This is a genomic window from Paenibacillus sp. FSL H8-0457 (assembly GCF_038051935.1).
Taxonomy (GTDB): Bacteria; Bacillota; Bacilli; order Paenibacillales; family Paenibacillaceae; genus Paenibacillus_AQ; species Paenibacillus_AQ lautus_A.
In genome coordinates this window covers 1,328,113-1,343,234 of sequence record NZ_CP150293.1, presented here as the reverse complement: position 1 = coordinate 1,343,234, position 15,122 = coordinate 1,328,113, and the positions used below count along the sequence as shown (strand labels likewise).

General features: G+C 53.5%; 17 protein-coding genes. 6 read left to right on the top strand and 11 right to left on the bottom strand.

The annotated features are described in order from the left end of the window. Positions 1–98 precede the first annotated feature (98 nt). On the bottom strand, positions 99–1,037 hold the full coding sequence (locus MHI43_RS05775) for an aldo/keto reductase family protein (protein ID WP_012819285.1): 939 nt from the start codon (positions 1,035–1,037) through the stop codon (positions 99–101). 160 nt (positions 1,038–1,197) lie between these two features. Here MHI43_RS05775 and MHI43_RS05770 point away from each other — a divergent pair, with 160 nt between their 5' ends. Next, complete coding sequence (locus MHI43_RS05770; protein WP_009594357.1) at positions 1,198–1,536, top strand: helix-turn-helix domain-containing protein; 339 nt, start codon at positions 1,198–1,200, stop codon at positions 1,534–1,536. A gap of 140 nt (positions 1,537–1,676) precedes the next feature. On the opposite strand, the gene MHI43_RS05765 is transcribed toward MHI43_RS05770, so the two are convergent. From MHI43_RS05765 to MHI43_RS05755, 3 genes are all read right to left on the bottom strand, one after another. After that, positions 1,677–1,886, bottom strand: a complete 210-nt coding sequence (locus tag MHI43_RS05765; RefSeq protein WP_012819284.1) for a general stress protein — start codon at positions 1,884–1,886, stop codon at positions 1,677–1,679. Positions 1,887–1,978: 92 nt separating this feature from the next. Further along, positions 1,979–2,164, bottom strand: a complete 186-nt coding sequence (locus MHI43_RS05760; RefSeq protein WP_341283239.1) for a hypothetical protein — start codon at positions 2,162–2,164, stop codon at positions 1,979–1,981. A 63-nt stretch (positions 2,165–2,227) separates the two neighbouring features. After that, the gene (locus MHI43_RS05755) at positions 2,228–2,977 is read right to left on the bottom strand and encodes a MerR family transcriptional regulator (protein WP_036662202.1); all 750 of its coding nucleotides are present in this window, start codon (positions 2,975–2,977) and stop codon (positions 2,228–2,230) included. 184 nt (positions 2,978–3,161) lie between these two features. Here MHI43_RS05755 and MHI43_RS05750 point away from each other — a divergent pair, with 184 nt between their 5' ends. Beyond that, positions 3,162–4,118 (top strand): LCP family protein, encoded by a 957-nt coding sequence (locus MHI43_RS05750; protein ID WP_012819282.1) that lies wholly within the window; start codon positions 3,162–3,164, stop codon positions 4,116–4,118. Between the two features lie 47 nt (positions 4,119–4,165). Here the strand turns inward: MHI43_RS05750 and MHI43_RS05745 are convergent, their stop codons facing one another. Beyond that, positions 4,166–4,945, bottom strand: a complete 780-nt coding sequence (locus MHI43_RS05745) for an AraC family transcriptional regulator (protein ID WP_036662200.1) — start codon at positions 4,943–4,945, stop codon at positions 4,166–4,168. A 174-nt stretch (positions 4,946–5,119) separates the two neighbouring features. Between MHI43_RS05745 and pyk the strand changes: the two genes are divergently transcribed. Both pyk and MHI43_RS05735 read left to right on the top strand, forming a co-directional pair. Continuing rightward, positions 5,120–6,535, top strand: coding sequence for a pyruvate kinase (gene pyk, locus MHI43_RS05740; protein ID WP_036662198.1), 1,416 nt, complete (start codon positions 5,120–5,122; stop codon positions 6,533–6,535). Between the two features lie 145 nt (positions 6,536–6,680). Further along, positions 6,681–7,895, top strand: a complete 1,215-nt coding sequence (locus MHI43_RS05735; RefSeq protein ID WP_036662196.1) for an L-dopachrome tautomerase-related protein — start codon at positions 6,681–6,683, stop codon at positions 7,893–7,895. Positions 7,896–7,957: 62 nt separating this feature from the next. On the opposite strand, the gene MHI43_RS05730 is transcribed toward MHI43_RS05735, so the two are convergent. The 6 genes from MHI43_RS05730 to msrA all read right to left on the bottom strand — a co-directional run bounded on the left by MHI43_RS05730 (position 7,958) and on the right by msrA (position 13,168). Next, the gene (locus tag MHI43_RS05730; protein ID WP_341283238.1) at positions 7,958–9,859 is read right to left on the bottom strand and encodes a cyclic nucleotide-binding domain-containing protein; all 1,902 of its coding nucleotides are present in this window, start codon (positions 9,857–9,859) and stop codon (positions 7,958–7,960) included. 57 nt (positions 9,860–9,916) lie between these two features. Continuing rightward, on the bottom strand, positions 9,917–10,531 hold the full coding sequence (locus tag MHI43_RS05725) for a hypothetical protein (RefSeq protein ID WP_036662193.1): 615 nt from the start codon (positions 10,529–10,531) through the stop codon (positions 9,917–9,919). Between the two features lie 306 nt (positions 10,532–10,837). Continuing rightward, on the bottom strand, positions 10,838–11,149 hold the full coding sequence (locus tag MHI43_RS05720) for a hypothetical protein (protein WP_235201747.1): 312 nt from the start codon (positions 11,147–11,149) through the stop codon (positions 10,838–10,840). A 16-nt stretch (positions 11,150–11,165) separates the two neighbouring features. After that, the gene (locus MHI43_RS05715; protein WP_235201745.1) at positions 11,166–11,792 is read right to left on the bottom strand and encodes a phosphotransferase; all 627 of its coding nucleotides are present in this window, start codon (positions 11,790–11,792) and stop codon (positions 11,166–11,168) included. A 220-nt stretch (positions 11,793–12,012) separates the two neighbouring features. Further along, positions 12,013–12,180 (bottom strand): hypothetical protein, encoded by a 168-nt coding sequence (locus MHI43_RS05710; protein WP_155989869.1) that lies wholly within the window; start codon positions 12,178–12,180, stop codon positions 12,013–12,015. A gap of 22 nt (positions 12,181–12,202) precedes the next feature. Continuing rightward, a complete protein-coding gene (gene msrA, locus MHI43_RS05705; protein WP_036662189.1) occupies positions 12,203–13,168 on the bottom strand; it encodes a peptide-methionine (S)-S-oxide reductase MsrA in 966 nt (321 codons plus the stop codon). 316 nt (positions 13,169–13,484) lie between these two features. On the opposite strand from msrA, the gene MHI43_RS05700 reads away from it, so the two are divergent. Both MHI43_RS05700 and MHI43_RS05695 read left to right on the top strand, forming a co-directional pair. Further along, a complete protein-coding gene (locus MHI43_RS05700) occupies positions 13,485–14,057 on the top strand; it encodes a PadR family transcriptional regulator (protein WP_012819273.1) in 573 nt (190 codons plus the stop codon). Further along, positions 14,041–15,021, top strand: coding sequence for a BtrH N-terminal domain-containing protein (locus MHI43_RS05695; RefSeq protein WP_036662186.1), 981 nt, complete (start codon positions 14,041–14,043; stop codon positions 15,019–15,021). Before MHI43_RS05700 ends, MHI43_RS05695 begins: the two co-directional genes overlap by 17 nt. Positions 15,022–15,122: the final 101 nt, after the last annotated feature.

The following is a 15,122-nucleotide window of genomic DNA, read 5'->3' as shown; positions in this document are numbered from 1 at the left end:
CTGAACCAAGTCAGAAGCCACCTTATTAAACCAATCTATTATGTTGTCCCCGGGTTTCTCTTGTCTCCCAGATCACTGAGATAGGGTGCATTCGATTCCTATTTCAGAATCTCCTCGATGCGAGTCTGAACATCTTCGTTAAGTTCGATACCGGATGCCTTCGCATTCTCGGTTACCTGCTCCGGACGACTTGCGCCGACCAGTGCGCTGGCTACGTTCGGCTGACGCAGAATCCACGCAAGCGCCAGATTGCCCACGGACACGTCAAGCTCTGCCGCAATCTTCTCCAGCTCGCGAACCTTCGCGATTTTCTCCTCGGTAATGCCTTTGCGCATCCATTCCAGCTTCGCAGCTCGGCTGTCAGCCGGAATATCGGAGGCAGAGGTATATTTCCCTGTCAGCAGGCCTTGTGCCAACGGGGAGAATACGACCTGCCCAATGCCGGAGCGCTCGCTGAGCGGAATGATTTCCTTTTCAATATAACGTTCAAACATATTGTAGATGGGTTGATTGACCACGATGCGGTCGAGGAGGAAACGATCCGCTACCGTCAATGCCTCCGCAATTTGCGATGCCTGCCACTCGCTGACGCCGACATAGAGCACCTTGCCCTGGCGAACAAGGTCGTCGATCGCGCGAAGCGTCTCGTCCAGCGGCGTTTCCGGATCATGGCGGTGGCAGTAGAAAATATCCACGTAATCATGGCCAAGACGCTTCAAGCTGGCATGCGCCTGCTCCATGATATGCTTGCGGGACAAACCCCGATCGTTCGGGCCGTCGCCCATCGGCCAGAAGGCCTTCGTGGCCAGCACGTACGATTCGCGCGGATACGCTTTCAAGGTTTCGCCTACCAATACTTCGGCTGCGCCCTTCTCGTAAACATTCGCCGTATCAAAGAAGTTAATGCCCAGATCATAAGCCGTTTTAATCGCGTTAACCGCATTCTCGCGTTCAACGTAACCTCCGTATGTAAGCCAGCTTCCCAAGCTGACCTCACTGACCTTGAGACCTGTGCGTCCTAATCTTCTGTATTTCATGGCAAATCCTCCTTCAATAGATTAACTTGGATGCTACATGAACTATTCTAAAGTAGTTCCTATTCCCACGGAAGAAGTGAAATGTTCTTCACTATATTATAGGAAGGATAGCTGATATACTGGAGTATAGTTAATAGAATACCGGAAGGAGCCTATGGTTATGGGAAATAAAGCGAGCAGTTACATACCGAAAACTCCCGAACATATCGAATGCAATATCGAAAAAACGTTGCTGGTCCTAGGGGGAAAGTGGGCTTTTCTCGTCATTCGGGAGCTCTTTGGAGGCACGAAACGATTTGGCGAGCTGCAGCGGCAAATCCCGAATGTCAGCCCGCGGGCACTGACCACGACGCTTCGCCACTTGGAAGAACAGGGCGTGCTGGAGCGCGAAGTATTCCCTACCGTTCCGGTTACGGTGGAATACACCCTAACGCCGAAGGGCATGGACCTGCATGTCATCTGCAAGGAAATGAAGCTGTGGGCAGCACGGTGGACTTAAATTCAAGATAACCAGGATCCCCTTCCGACTAACAAGCCGGGCCCGGGGGATCAGCTCAAAAAAAGCAGCGGCGGATTCCGTTCAACGGGAACCGCCGCTGCTTTGTTAAAAGCTTGCTATTTTTAGATTGTAGATTTCATTTAATCGTTATTGTTTTGATTGCCGCGGGATTCTCCGCCTTTGCGGCCGATTTCCTCGTAGAACTCCTTATCGTGGGAATCCGATGTGGCCTCTCCGCCCTTACGGCCGATTTCTTGGTAAAACTCCTTGTCGTGATTCTTGGCCGTTGCTTCGCCGCCTTTGCGTCCGGCTTCTTCTCTGCTCATTTTGTTGCCGTTGTTGTTAGCCATTGTTCATCACTCCTAAGTTGTTTTTTGTTGCTGCTACGTCATCTATTTAACCCTTCGGAAAAAAATTAAACATTACTTTTCGATTCCTTCGCTCACCACATAGGGACCTGTTCCCAGCGTAGAGTGCTGGTTTGGCGGGAGGATTTAATACGGGAACGTCGCCATAAGCCGCCGGATTCGCCACGTATTCGAAATTGCCGGTACCGTCTGGCAGCGGGCAGCTCGCCCAGCGCCATTCGCGGCTCTCCTCGCCGCTGAAACCGTACCGGCTGGTTCATGCGGAATCCATGTATGCGTCAGAAATGACAAAAGCCGCGGCTCGCGCGGCTTCATCATAGGATTTACGTCAGATTCGCATACGCCTTTGCAGCCGCATGCAGATAATAAGCCAGCCCCGTCTGCTGCTCTTCCAGCATCCGAAGATGGAATTCATCGTGCAGGAAAAACTTCGTTTGCCCGGCAAAATCGGCGGCGGTAAAAGCGTGGCCATGCTCGTTCATAAATCGCAAATGCTCGTGGATCGCATCTTGAACACGCTCATCATCGTGCCTGATTCCCGTTTTCAAAGCATTGGCCATGCCAGCCATGAAGTCTGCCGCTTCCTTCGCTTGCTCGTTCATATTGGGAACATCCATCGGTGCACCGTCAAGCAAATCCACCTCGTACCGCTCCTTCAAATGTTGATTCTGCTCAGCCAAGGCATCCTTCCACTCTTCTTCGCTATCAAAACCTTTGAACATTTCTTCCGGCTCCATGCGTCTTCCCTCCCCAACGTATTCTATGGACTGCCTCAACGTCTGCAGAACGCGCTCCAGCCGATTCCACCGGGCAAGAAGCAGCTTCTCCTGCTCCGTGAGAATGGAGAGCCGATCCGGCGTTTCCTCCATCAGCTCTTTAATTTGCTCCAACGGAAAATCCATCTCCCTGTAGAACCGGATTTGCTGCAAGAGCTCCAGTTCCGCCGCGCCGTACAAGCGATACCCTGCATCGCTGATCTCGGCAGGCTGCAGCAGTCCGATTTTGTGATAATGATGCAGCGTCTTGATGGTTACCCCGGACAGTTCCGAAACCTCTTTTACCGTGTACAGCATGCTGTTCCCTCCTTCGATCTACAGTCTAAGGCCTCCCCTTGGAGGAGAGTCAACATGATCATGGATCCCGGATCCTTCGAATCTCCGGAATCGCTTTTCTCAAGAAAATATGATTTTTGCTCATTAATTTGCTAGAATGGTCCATTATGCACTCAGTTCAACAGAAAGGATGTTATAGGAAACGATGAAAAGGAAATGGTTCAAATACGCCATGCTCTTATTATCCGTTGGAATCTTGGGGATTATCTCGTACTATACCTACGCTATCATACAATTCTCAAACCAAATCTCGACCGCTTCGAATCCGGTGAAGCCAACGGGCAGCACGGGGGCCGCACAGGAAGAGGTCATTGAAATTCCGAAGTGGGAGGGCAAAGAACGCGTCAATATTCTTCTGATCGGAGGAGACTCCCGGGGAGACGATGCCGGAAGATCCGATACCATGCTGGTGGCCTCCATCGATCCCGTTACGAAAAGCGCCCATTTGTTCTCAATTTTGCGGGACACCTACGTGGACATCCCCGGTCATGGCAAAGGAAGGCTGAATTCGGCTTTTGCTTACGGCGGCATCGAGCTGACCAGACAGACCATCAGCGATTTGTTGGACCTGCCCATACATAAATATGTTTACACCGATTTTGTCGGATTCATTGCCCTGGTCGACGCCATCGGCGGAGTCGACATTGAAGTAGAGAAAGACATGTATTACACAAGCAAAGCCGACAAGCACATGTACGACATCGATTTAAAACAAGGGCTGCAGCATCTCGACGGCAAAATGGCGCTGCAGTATGTCCGGTTCCGGCACGATGCGAGGTCCGACTTTGCCCGTACCGAAAGACAACGGATTCTCATGACGGAAGTCGCCAAGAAAATGCAGACCACGAACTCGCTCATCAAGCTGCCCGGCATCCTGGATTCGATCGCGCCTTATATCGAGACGGACTTAAGCCCGAAGGAAATGCTGAAGCTGATGGCGCTCGGGTTTGACGTGAACCTGGACAAAGTCGATCAGCAGCAGATCCCGCCGTTCTCGCTGTTGACTAACGAGAAGGTCGGACGGGCCCAGGTGCTCGGCGTGGATAAAAACAAATTGCGGCAGTACGTAAAGGAATTGTTCGAAAGCGATGCCGCTGAATAAAGCCAGCAAGCAAACGAAAGAGGGCGTATGCCCTCTTTTTTTTTCGGCTAGACCGTCCGCGGACGCTCATGCAGCAGCTCCGACGGAGCGCTGCCTGTGAACCGCTTATAGATTCTGTAGAAGTAGGAGAGGTCCTGATAGCCGAGAAATACCGCAATCTCCTGTACCGTCAGCTGCGATTCCGTCAACAGATAGGCTGCCCGTTTCATCCGCTGGGCGTGCACGTACTGGCTGATCGTCTGTCCCGTGACGCTCTTGAAGAGCGCCGCAGCGTAATTGGGCGTTTTGCCGATGGCATCGCCGAGCTCCTCTTTCGTTATTCTCTCCCGGTAATGCCGCTCAATGTAAGATTTCATCCGTTCCGCATGCAAGTGCTTCTCAGGCGTGATAACGCCCCGATCCAGCTCTCGGCTGATATAAATCAACACTTCTGTCAATAATGCTTCTATCATCATCGCATAATAAGAGGGGCGCTCCCGCCACTGCTGGTGGATCGCCTTCAAACGTTCGTGGATCAATTCGTAACAGCCCGGTTTATGCTTCAACGCTTCTTCCCGTTCAAGCGCCGATAAAGCCGTGGGCGGCTCTCCCGTCCATTGAACGACCATTTGCGTGTGCGTCACGGTAGGGATGCTTTTGCCGTAATACGGAACGCCGGCCGGAATAAGCAGCAGTTCCCCCTTCTCCATAATCTGCTTATCTCCATTCACCCAATATACGCATTTTCCATAAGTCGCCACGGTTAGCCGCCATGCGCTATTCCCATGGTCTGCTTCCTCATACCAATCGACGCCGCTAATTTGCCGAACTTCAACCGGAGTGACCATAATCCCACCTCATTTGCGTTACTATAATCCATTCATTGTACTATAGTTCATATCATGATTCGACAAGACAGGCTACAATGTGATCATTAGGGTAGTTCATGAGCTTTACATTTCTAGAAGCCCGAGTGCTGCAAAATGCCGCAGGGTGCAAATACAAAGGAGGAACAACCAACCATGCTTAAGACAAAAATCATCTGTACGATGGGGCCGGCATGCGATTCCATCGAGCTGTTGAAAAATATGATTCAGGAGGGGATGACGGTCGCCCGATTGAATATGGCACATGGCGAGCCGGAGGATCACGTGGCCCGGATTCGGAATGTTCGCCAGGCCGCATCCGAATTAAACACGTATGTCCCGATCATGATGGACATTAAAGGTCCCGAAGTCCGGATCGGCAAGCTGAAAGAGGCTTCCTGCCTTCTGAAACCCGGTGAGGAACTGATCCTGACGACCGAAGAAACTCTGGGAGACGCCCAGCGCATCTCGGTCAATTATGCCGAGCTGAATCTAGTCGTGAAACCGGGAGACCGCATCTTGATCGATGACGGCCTTGTCGACCTGAACGTCATTCGCGTCGACGGACCGGACATTCTTTGCAAAATCGTCAGCGGCGGCGTGCTCAAACCGCGCAAAGGCGTCAACCTGCCTGGCATCAAAACGACGCTGCCTGGCGTCACCGAGCGTGATGTCATGCATATCGGCTTCGGACTGGAGAACAACATCGAGATCATTGCCGCATCTTTCGTGCGCCATGGCGACAACATCCGCGAAATCCGCAGCATCCTGAAGGAACGCGGCGCGGAGCATGTGCAGATCATCTCCAAGATCGAAAACGGAGAGGGCATGGAGAACCTGGACGACATCATTGAAGCCTCCGACGGAATCATGGTTGCCCGCGGCGACCTTGGCGTAGAAGTGCCAATCGAAGAAGTGCCGATGATGCAGAAAGAAATGATCGATAAATGCAATCTGGCAGGCAAGCCGGTTATCGTGGCAACGCATATGCTGGAATCGATGCAGGTCAATCCCCGCCCTACCCGCTCCGAGGTGAGCGACGTGGCTAACGCCGTGATCCAGGGCGCAGACGTGGTCATGCTGTCCGGAGAATCCGCCGCCGGCAAATATCCGGTGGAATCCGTGCGTACGATGGCGGCAGTCGCCCGCCGTGCCGAGACCATGATCGATTATAAGGACCAGTTCGCTTTCAAATCCAGACAACAAGTAGCCGATATTACCGAGGTCATCAGCCAAGGCGCGGTCAGCTCTTCCCTCGTGCTGAATGCCAAAGCCATCATTACGTCAACGGAGAGCGGATTTACGGCGCGGATGATTTCGAAATATCGTCCGGAAGCACCGATCATCGCCGTCACGCAGCATGAAGAAGTGCTGGCCAAAATCTGCCTGCTCTCCGGTGTCATCCCAGTAAAAGGCGACAAGGTTACCACAACGGACGAAATGTTCGAGTCCGCGACCCGCAACGCCATCAAGACAGGCTACATCGAAAAAGGCGACATTATCGTATTGTCTGCCGGCGTGCCGATCGGTCAATCCGGCAACACGAATCTGATTAAGGTTCTCCAAGTGTAACGAAAAACACAACAAGACCTCTCCGATGATTTAAGCAGCGCCAATCCGACCTTCTGGGCATATAACGAACTCAGAGGAATAAGCTCGTAAGGAAGGCGCTGCCCGTTTCGGGTGAACCGAACACGTTACCGGAGGTCTTGCCAGAATGTATATACCTTATCATCCTATGGGGATGCAGCAGCAGACTGCCCTTCCCCATGCAAGGAAAGCTCATCACCCAACAAGTCCTTACCAAATGCTGTTCCACTGGAACCGCTTGGACTGGAACTTTCCGAATGTTGCGATGAAGCAGCGGTTCGAGCTGCATCAATACTGGAAGCACTGCATGCCTGCAGGCGTCAAAGTGGACCGACAGGGGCGTTTCTATGTTTCGGTTCCGCGCTGGGCGGAAGGAGTTCCCGCCACGCTCAACACCATCGTGATGGTGAACGGCAAGCCGGTGCTGAATGCTTTTCCAAGCTGGGAGTGGAATACGCCGGGAGATGTGCGAGCGCTGCAATCCGTCCTGGGTTACGAGATCGATGAACATAACCGGATGTGGATTCTGGATCAAGGAAAAATCGCGTATAATACCTCACCCGAAGGTTCGCAAAAGCTGGTCATCTGGGACCTGAGCGCAAACCGCCTGATCGACTCCATCGTCATCCCGGATGATATTGCACCGCCTCGGACATCGTTCCTTAACGATATCGTGGTGGATAACCGGAACGGTTACGCCTATATCACCGATTCGGGCTCCGGCTGGCCCGATCACGAGGTATACGGCGGCATCATCGTCTACAATATGAGAACGAAGAGATTCCGCCGGGTCCTGGACAGCCATTACAGCACGCAGGACGTGCCAAGGTTCCGGTTCGAGATCGATTCGGAGCCGGTTTACCGCAACAAGCCGGTCCGGATCGGCGCGGACGGCATCGCCCTGGCGGCGGATCGCGAAACGCTCTTCTACTGCCAGGTAACCGGACGCAATCTGTATGCGATCGATACGGGGCTGCTGCGTAATTTCGATACCCCCGATCCGCTCATTCGAAATTCCGTTATAGCTCTGGGGAGCAAAGGAACGACGACCGACGGCATGTATGCCGACAATCAAGGCCATGTCTTCTACACCATGCTGGAAGGCAAAGGCATCGGTTATTATTCGCCCTGCACGCGCTCATTTCACAAGCTGCTGTCCGATGACCGAATGCTGTGGGTGGACGGGGTGGCTTTCGATCAGCGCGGCTCGATCATCTTCAACAACAACCGCCTGCACCGCATGTTCGGGGAGCCGCAGAACATTGACTGGGACGATCCTTACAATCTGATTATATGGAGAGCCTACATCGGCCGGGATGTGAAGTCGTATTTATATGGTTGACGGTTATGAAAAAAGGGTTAGGCAGTTCGGGCTATCAAGCCCTCTGCCTAACCCTTTTCGTATTATAACTGCAATGCTTGACCGCAGCGGCCGCAGTAGCGCGTCCCTGCAGGCGACACGGTGCCGCAACCCTCGCAGGTTAAAGACGGCGGGGCGGTGCCCGGTCCTTCGGAACCGCTGCGCTTCGAATCGGCTCCGACCGCTTGTCGGAGCCGTTCCTCTAGCTGCTGGGCGGGATTGACGGCCCGATGCATCGCCCTTTCCTCCTTCGTGCCTTGACGAATGAGCGAAAAGAGCAGCGCAATACCGATGCCCCCGACCATGACCATGCCGACCATTTTCCACAAGCCCGCCGCATAAGGATAGTCCCAAGCCGCATGCAGCAGAATGCTGATCAGCAGCAGGGCAGCCATCCTCAGGAGCCGATGCGCGGTCGAGCCCCGTTTGGCGGATCTCCCCAGGCCATACCACAGTCCGGCTGCGGCAATGGCCGTCCAGGTGCCGTGTCCGAACGGGGACAGCAGCGCCCGGACCCACAGCACAGCCAGCATCCCCGAAGTCGCATGCTGCTGCAGATACATGAAGCCGTACAGAATGCTCTCAACCGCGGCAAAGCCCATGCCTGCCGCAGCTCCGAATACTACGGCATCCATCAGGAAACGCTGCTTGCGGCCGCGGAGAAAGAAAAAGCATACGAGCAGCTTGGCCATTTCTTCGATAACGCCGATCAGAAGCGCTGCTTGCACATGCTCGATGGTCGTTGTCTCCAGGCCGCTGCCGACGGACCAGAATCGTTCCAGCACCCACGCAACCGGCACGGCGATGATGCCGGAAGCCGCGAATACGGCTGCCAGCCGAATGGGCTTGAATCCGAGCAGCTGGGAGCTGCGCATATAAGCAACGAACGAAACCGGTCCAACGAATCCGCCGGATATCAATGCGGCATATATCCAAACCGGCTGTTTCAGCCAAATGGCTAGCCCCGTGAACGCAACGAATATGCCGCCAAGCGCCAGCAGCACATCCATCCAGCGATCTTTTTTGGGAGGGGCCGGAATGACGGCTTCCAGGGTCGCGGCAGCCTCGACTTCAGCTTCCGGCGCCTGCTCCGTCTCCGCCTCCGTGAATTGCAGCTTCGCCGATACCTCTTCATTGAGAAGCTCGGGTCTTCGAATCCGCAGCACCTCATGAAATTGCCGCCTGACCGGTTCGTACTGCTGCAGGACAAAATGAAACTCATCCCGTCCCATCACCATCAGCTCGCCGTTCTCAAGCGCCGTCACCGTGCCCGTATGGGCTTCGCCGCTGAGCAGGTCCATCTCGCCGAAATAATCCCCGGGCTTATAGACCGCCTTCTTCCGGCGTCCGCTGCGCACTTCGAACCGTCCTTCGGCAATCATATAGAAACGGTCCGCCATGGTGCCTTCCGCGACAATGACGTCCCCTTTGTATACTTTCCGCCTGACCGTGACCTCGGCAAGACCGCGCAGCTCCGCGTTCGGAATCGCGGCCCAGATCGTCGCCTTGCTCAGCATCGCATGCATTGTGCGGATTCGGGCCGAGAACGACAGGCTCTCGTGAAACATCGGGCTTGCCGCGGCAAGCCGGCTGAACGCGTTCTGCTCCAGCCGCAATGCCGTTACCTCGCCGATCGCCTGGGCACCCGAAGTCCTTTTTTCCTCAAGAAACAGGGAGACCTCCCCGATCAATGCGCCTTCGCCCAGAACGTCCAGCGTCACCGTGTGGCCGATCAGATTCCTCGAAACGATCTGAACCTGCCCGCTCATGATGAAATAACAGGAATTGCCGTAGCTTCCCTCTACGATCAACGGATCCCCGTCATGAAACAGCTCCTCATGCATGGACTGGACGGCACCTTCCAATTCATGCAGCGGCACCCCGCGAAACAGCGTATGATTACGCAAAAACTCCATCGCCTTCGTCGTCATCTGCATTCTCTCCATAGACGAAAAGAATCCGCCCGACGGCAGATTCCTCTCTATTCATTATGTACGACTCTATTATCGCATATTTCCGATGATGCTGCTGCGTGATTCTTCCATTTTCTTAATAAAATTCGTCATGACGTCAAAGGCTTCATTGCGCTTGTTGGTCATCGACTGCAGGCGAAGCATGTCCATTTGCTGGGAGTTCGATAGACTGTCGATCGATCCCTTCAGCTTCTCCGTGGCTTGATTGAGCTCTTCGGCGGTATACTCCTTCTTGGATGCATCTGCGATGCCTTCCGCTGCCAGCTTGCCGGCAAGATCGTCCGGTATCGAATATTTGCCGTCCACCGCTTCTCCGGTCAAGGCGCTGTTAATGCCTGCCATGGCGTCGTTCTTCTTGGCGATTTCCTCGTTCCGCTTCTGCACGTCCTGAATCTGGTTGTTAAGCTGCGCATCCAGCATCTGTGTCCGCTGCTGCTGCACGACCATCAATGCGCTCTCAAGATCCATGCTGGACAGATCGATCTGTGCGACGTTGCCGATCCCGCCAATGGCATTGTTCGTTGCGCTTCCTCCTACGGCCTGCTTGACCGACTGGTAAGCCTGGTCGTTCATCATGATGCCCGTGCCTGCCACTACCCCGACCAGAAGAGACGCGGCCGTGGATAAAATCATTTTTCGATTCATCGTTTCAACTCCATTCCTCTAATTCTTTGTGCCTAGTACGAAAATCATAGCAAATGCCTGAACGGCGAACAAAGCAATATTTACCATTTCTCGACAATTTATATAAAATTGAAGGTATTTTTTTCGCTTCCGTCCGCTCGCTGCTTGCCCAATGCCATCCATGGGGATGATTTCGGCTGATGCCGCCTTGAAGCCACGACAAAAAACCACACCGTGCCCGATGTGGTTTTCCTGGTTCGATTAGCCCACTAAAGCCGTCCGGTTGCTAGCAGCCAGCATCCAAGCTGCGCGTCATGGCTCGTGCGGTTACCACGGTTCCCTGAACCCCTGTCTATCCTGCTCGCAATCGCGCAGCAGCTTCGTGCGAAGCCCCTCATACCAAGAGGGGACATCGGCCAACTCGCTGTCCTCCAGGGAACGCAGCACGCTGGCAAAACGATACAAACGGCTGAATCTTTGAAATCTTGAAAACTCTGCCTCCAGCTCGTGATCCAGGCTTCGGATCGAGCGATACCCTTTCAGAAATGCCTGCTTGTCATGCTCCGACTCGGCATCGGCAAGAGCCGTGACGATATCCGCCGCATACCAATGGTACATGGCATCGTCGAAATCGATCACGTGAAATGAACGTTCCTTAAAAGATGTTATCCAGCATGAAGTCATAGTGGATCAAGCCGTACGTCTGTCTCGACGCGGGCAGGAACTGCAGCCATAGACTGATCCGATGAAGCTCATCCATAGCATCCTGCTCCCCGGGATGCCGCCGCAGCACCTGATCGATCAAACGCAGGATGTCCTCCACGCTTCTTCGCCTCACGGCTCCAGGTTCATATCGGCTGGACAGCGTATGCAGCCTTGCGAGCGATTTCCCCCAGTCCCTGCACTGGGACGCGGAGGGAGTGCCATGGAATGCAATCCCTCCGGCGGCGCTGAACACGACGCCGTGATACTGCCCCTCCGGTACCTGAATCGTCTCGATCCATTTCCCGTTCACGGAAGAAATCGGCACGACGCAAGGGTACTCGTGCTTAAGCAAATACTGCATGAATTCCAGCTCGGCCGCCAGCTGCTGGGCCGTATTTTCTTCCTCAAAATTAAACCGGAGGAAATAACGCTCTCCATCGCGGTTAAACATATACACGAAGTTGGAGCTGGCCCGCCAAAACTTCAGCGTTCCCTCGTCAAACTCCCAGTTGCGGATCAGCTCGCGGGCCGCCTTGTCACCAGCAAGTCCGCGAACCATCGTCGTTAACTTCATCATTTGCTCTTTTTCCTCCCGCTACAGCGTGAGAGGACTTAAACCTCGACTTATCCTAAGTAACAAGCCCTCTCATCTGTATCCCATTGTGAATATGAATCGTATTCAACAACGTCACCCCTTTCCGCACATGGACGCAAGAATTGGTCTTGCCCAATCCTATTCTAACGGAGGCGCCAGCCATGCGGGTGGGAGAGAACGGGTATAGGTGAAGTTTACGGCACTATCCTTCTCCCCCGCCTTCTTCATTAGATAATCTTTTGAATGCGAACGCCAGAATCAGGCTCATGACGATATACAACAACACTTTGGAAGCTGTGCTATACGGGGAGAGCAGTATCCCTGCCAGAAAAAACAAATTCACTACAAGGTACAGCAGTTTGATTATCATAAGATGGGCCTCCATCCGTTCCCTACTCAAACAGCCCGGCGAATTCACCGTAGCCTTCCCGGACCAGCACTTCCTCCGGTATAAAACGCAGCGCCGCGGAGTTTACCTGATAATGCAGGCCGCCCGGCTGAGGCCCGTCATGATACAGATGTCCCAGGTAAGAGCCGGACAGCCTGCTGTAGAGCGCGGTGCGTACCTTGCCGCCGCGGAGATCCCCCTTTTTGCTGATAAATCCTTCGTGCAGCGGCTTCCTAAAAGCCGGCAATCCCGTACCCGCATCATATTGATCGGTCGAACTGAATAGAGGGTCGCCGTTCACCACGTCCGCGTAAATTCCCCGGCTTGCGTGATTCCAATACGGATTATCGTAGGCAGGCTCGTCCAAGCCTTCTTGCGTCACCGCGTATTGGATCGCGGTAAGACGCCTGCGCAGCTTATCCTGATCCTCTTTGCGGCTCCAATGCCGCTTCGCAAAAGAATCCCGGCCGGAACCCTCATAATACCGATTATAGTCATACCGGTGGGTATTATAGTAGTTCTGATGGACATCCTCCGCGGGATAAAAGGGACCCGCCGGCAGGATCGGCGTCACGATCTTCCCCTTGAACCGGCCACTAAGCTGCAGGCTGCGCTTGGAGGCTTCCGCATGCTCGCGCTGCGCTTCGTCATGCACGAAAATCGCCGACCGGTAAGACGCCCCGCGGTCCATGAACTGGCCTTCCGCATCCGTTGGATCAATCAAGCGCCAATAGATGTCCAGCAGCCGTGAGTACGGAAACACATCCGGATTAAACCGGATTTGCACGGCTTCGTAATGCCCCGTCGTTTCCGTTCCTACTTCTTCGTAGGTCGGATTCTCCGTATGGCCGCCCGTGTAGCCGGAAACCAGAGAAAGGATGCCGGGCAGCTCGTCAAACGGCTTCACCATGCACCAGAAACAACCGCCGGCAAATGTCGCCAATGAGGTCTTGCCGCTTCCATGCTTCAAGGCTATCCGCTCCTTTCATCCGTCGTTGTCTGTTTCATGATGATATTAGTGTAGCCTTGAGGACGCAATCGCAGCAAGTTTCATAACGTTTAATTGGTGTGTAATCGATGACTTCTCCTCCAAGATCGAGTCAGGAATGAGAAAGCAACCCGCTTAGGCGTTCTTCGGGAGCACTGACCTTGAACTCGACATGCGACATAAAAAACCAACCGTCTCCTGGCTGGCCATACGAGCCTGTCATGAATCCCGTGATTGATCTTTTATTTCACTAGTGTTATATTCCATATGTGAAATATTAAAGACAAGGGGGTCCTTCATGCACCCTATTTCAAACGTCGAATTCATGTTGCTGCAAATGATCGCAGAATGTCGTCAAGCTTCGGGGTACGATATCAAGAAGCTAGTCGATCAACGAGGCTATCGGGAATGGGCGAACATCGGCACGACTTCGATCTACGTAGGACTGAGGAAACTGAGCGATAAAGGATGGATAGCATCCGAGGAATCCGACGAAAAATCCGGTAAGGGACCCGTGCCGACCCGGTTTGTCCTCACCGAAGCCGGTATGGTCAAGCTGAAAGATGAAGTCCTTGACAGTCTTTCGTCAGCACGGGAGCGCGACAACCGCTTCGATCTCGGTTTGGCCGCTTTGCCTCTTATCGGGAACGACATGGCCATAGCTGCCTTGCGGAAACGGTTGGATTTTCTTCGGGAGGCTTCAGAAGGCATAAAGCTAAAATTCGAATCCCAGGGCGGTGTTCGATTGCCGCTGAACGTAAGAGCGCTGTTCTTGCATCCGATCAGCCTAATGGAGAGTGAGCAGGCGTTCGTTGCCAGTCTAATTAACGAATTGTCGAAGGAGACCAGGGAAGATGACCACAAACATTGAAGGTTTTGTTCCTTACCAAGGCGACCATTGCGAAACGACCACCATGGGCAATTTAATGCAACATGCGGGAGTCCGGCTATCGGAGCCGATGCTGTTCGGGCTCGGACAAGGGCTCGGATTCATTTATTGGGACTCGAAGGGAATGGATTTTCCGTTTATCGGAGGAAGGGTGAAAGTGGATAAATTGACGGCCAACCTCGCCGACAGGCTGGGTTTGACCGTTAATGTTCAAGAAACGTCGTCCGTCGACAAAGCGTGGCGGAACGTACGGAGCTGCATCGAACGCGGAATCCCGGTTGGGCTGAAATTGGATTCCTATTACTTGGATTATTTCACGAACAAAGTGCACTTTGCCGGTCACTATGCAGTCCTATACGGCGTGGATGACGAATATGCCTACATGGCAGATACCAGACAACAGGGCGGTCTGGTGAAGACACGTTTGACAAGCTTGGCCGCAGCCAGAAACGCAAAGGGAGCCATGAGTTCCCGAAATCGCTCTTTTACGCTCGAGCCAATCGACGCCTTACCGCCGCTCGTTCCCGCATTACGCGCATCCTTGACCAAGAATGCGCATGACTATTTGAACCCGCCCATTCGCAATATCGGGAATAAAGGCATTGTAAAAATGAGCAAAGAGATTCTGAAGTGGCCTTCCCGCAGCAACCATTTCGAACATGATTTATGTCTGACCGCATTGCTGATGGAGCGTGCGGGAACCGGCGGTGCTTTGTTTCGGAATCTGTATCGGGATTACTTGAAGGAATGCGCCGATCGGTTGGAAGACTCGAGAATCCAACAAGCCTACCTTTTGTTTACGGAGATCGCGCCAATGTGGACCAGTGTCTCCGCATCGATCGACCGTGCGGGAAGATCAGGTAACACCCAGGAGCTACAGCAGGCGTCCGACCTCTTGCTCGAGATTGCAGATAAAGAACGCGCAGCCATGAAGTTATTGCTGTGAAGACGATTGACATGGCGCCGGCTGACAAGCAAATCCGTGGATTTTGCGAAAGCAAGCCGAGAAACGTACAAAACCAGCCCCGCTCATTTCTGTGCGGGGCT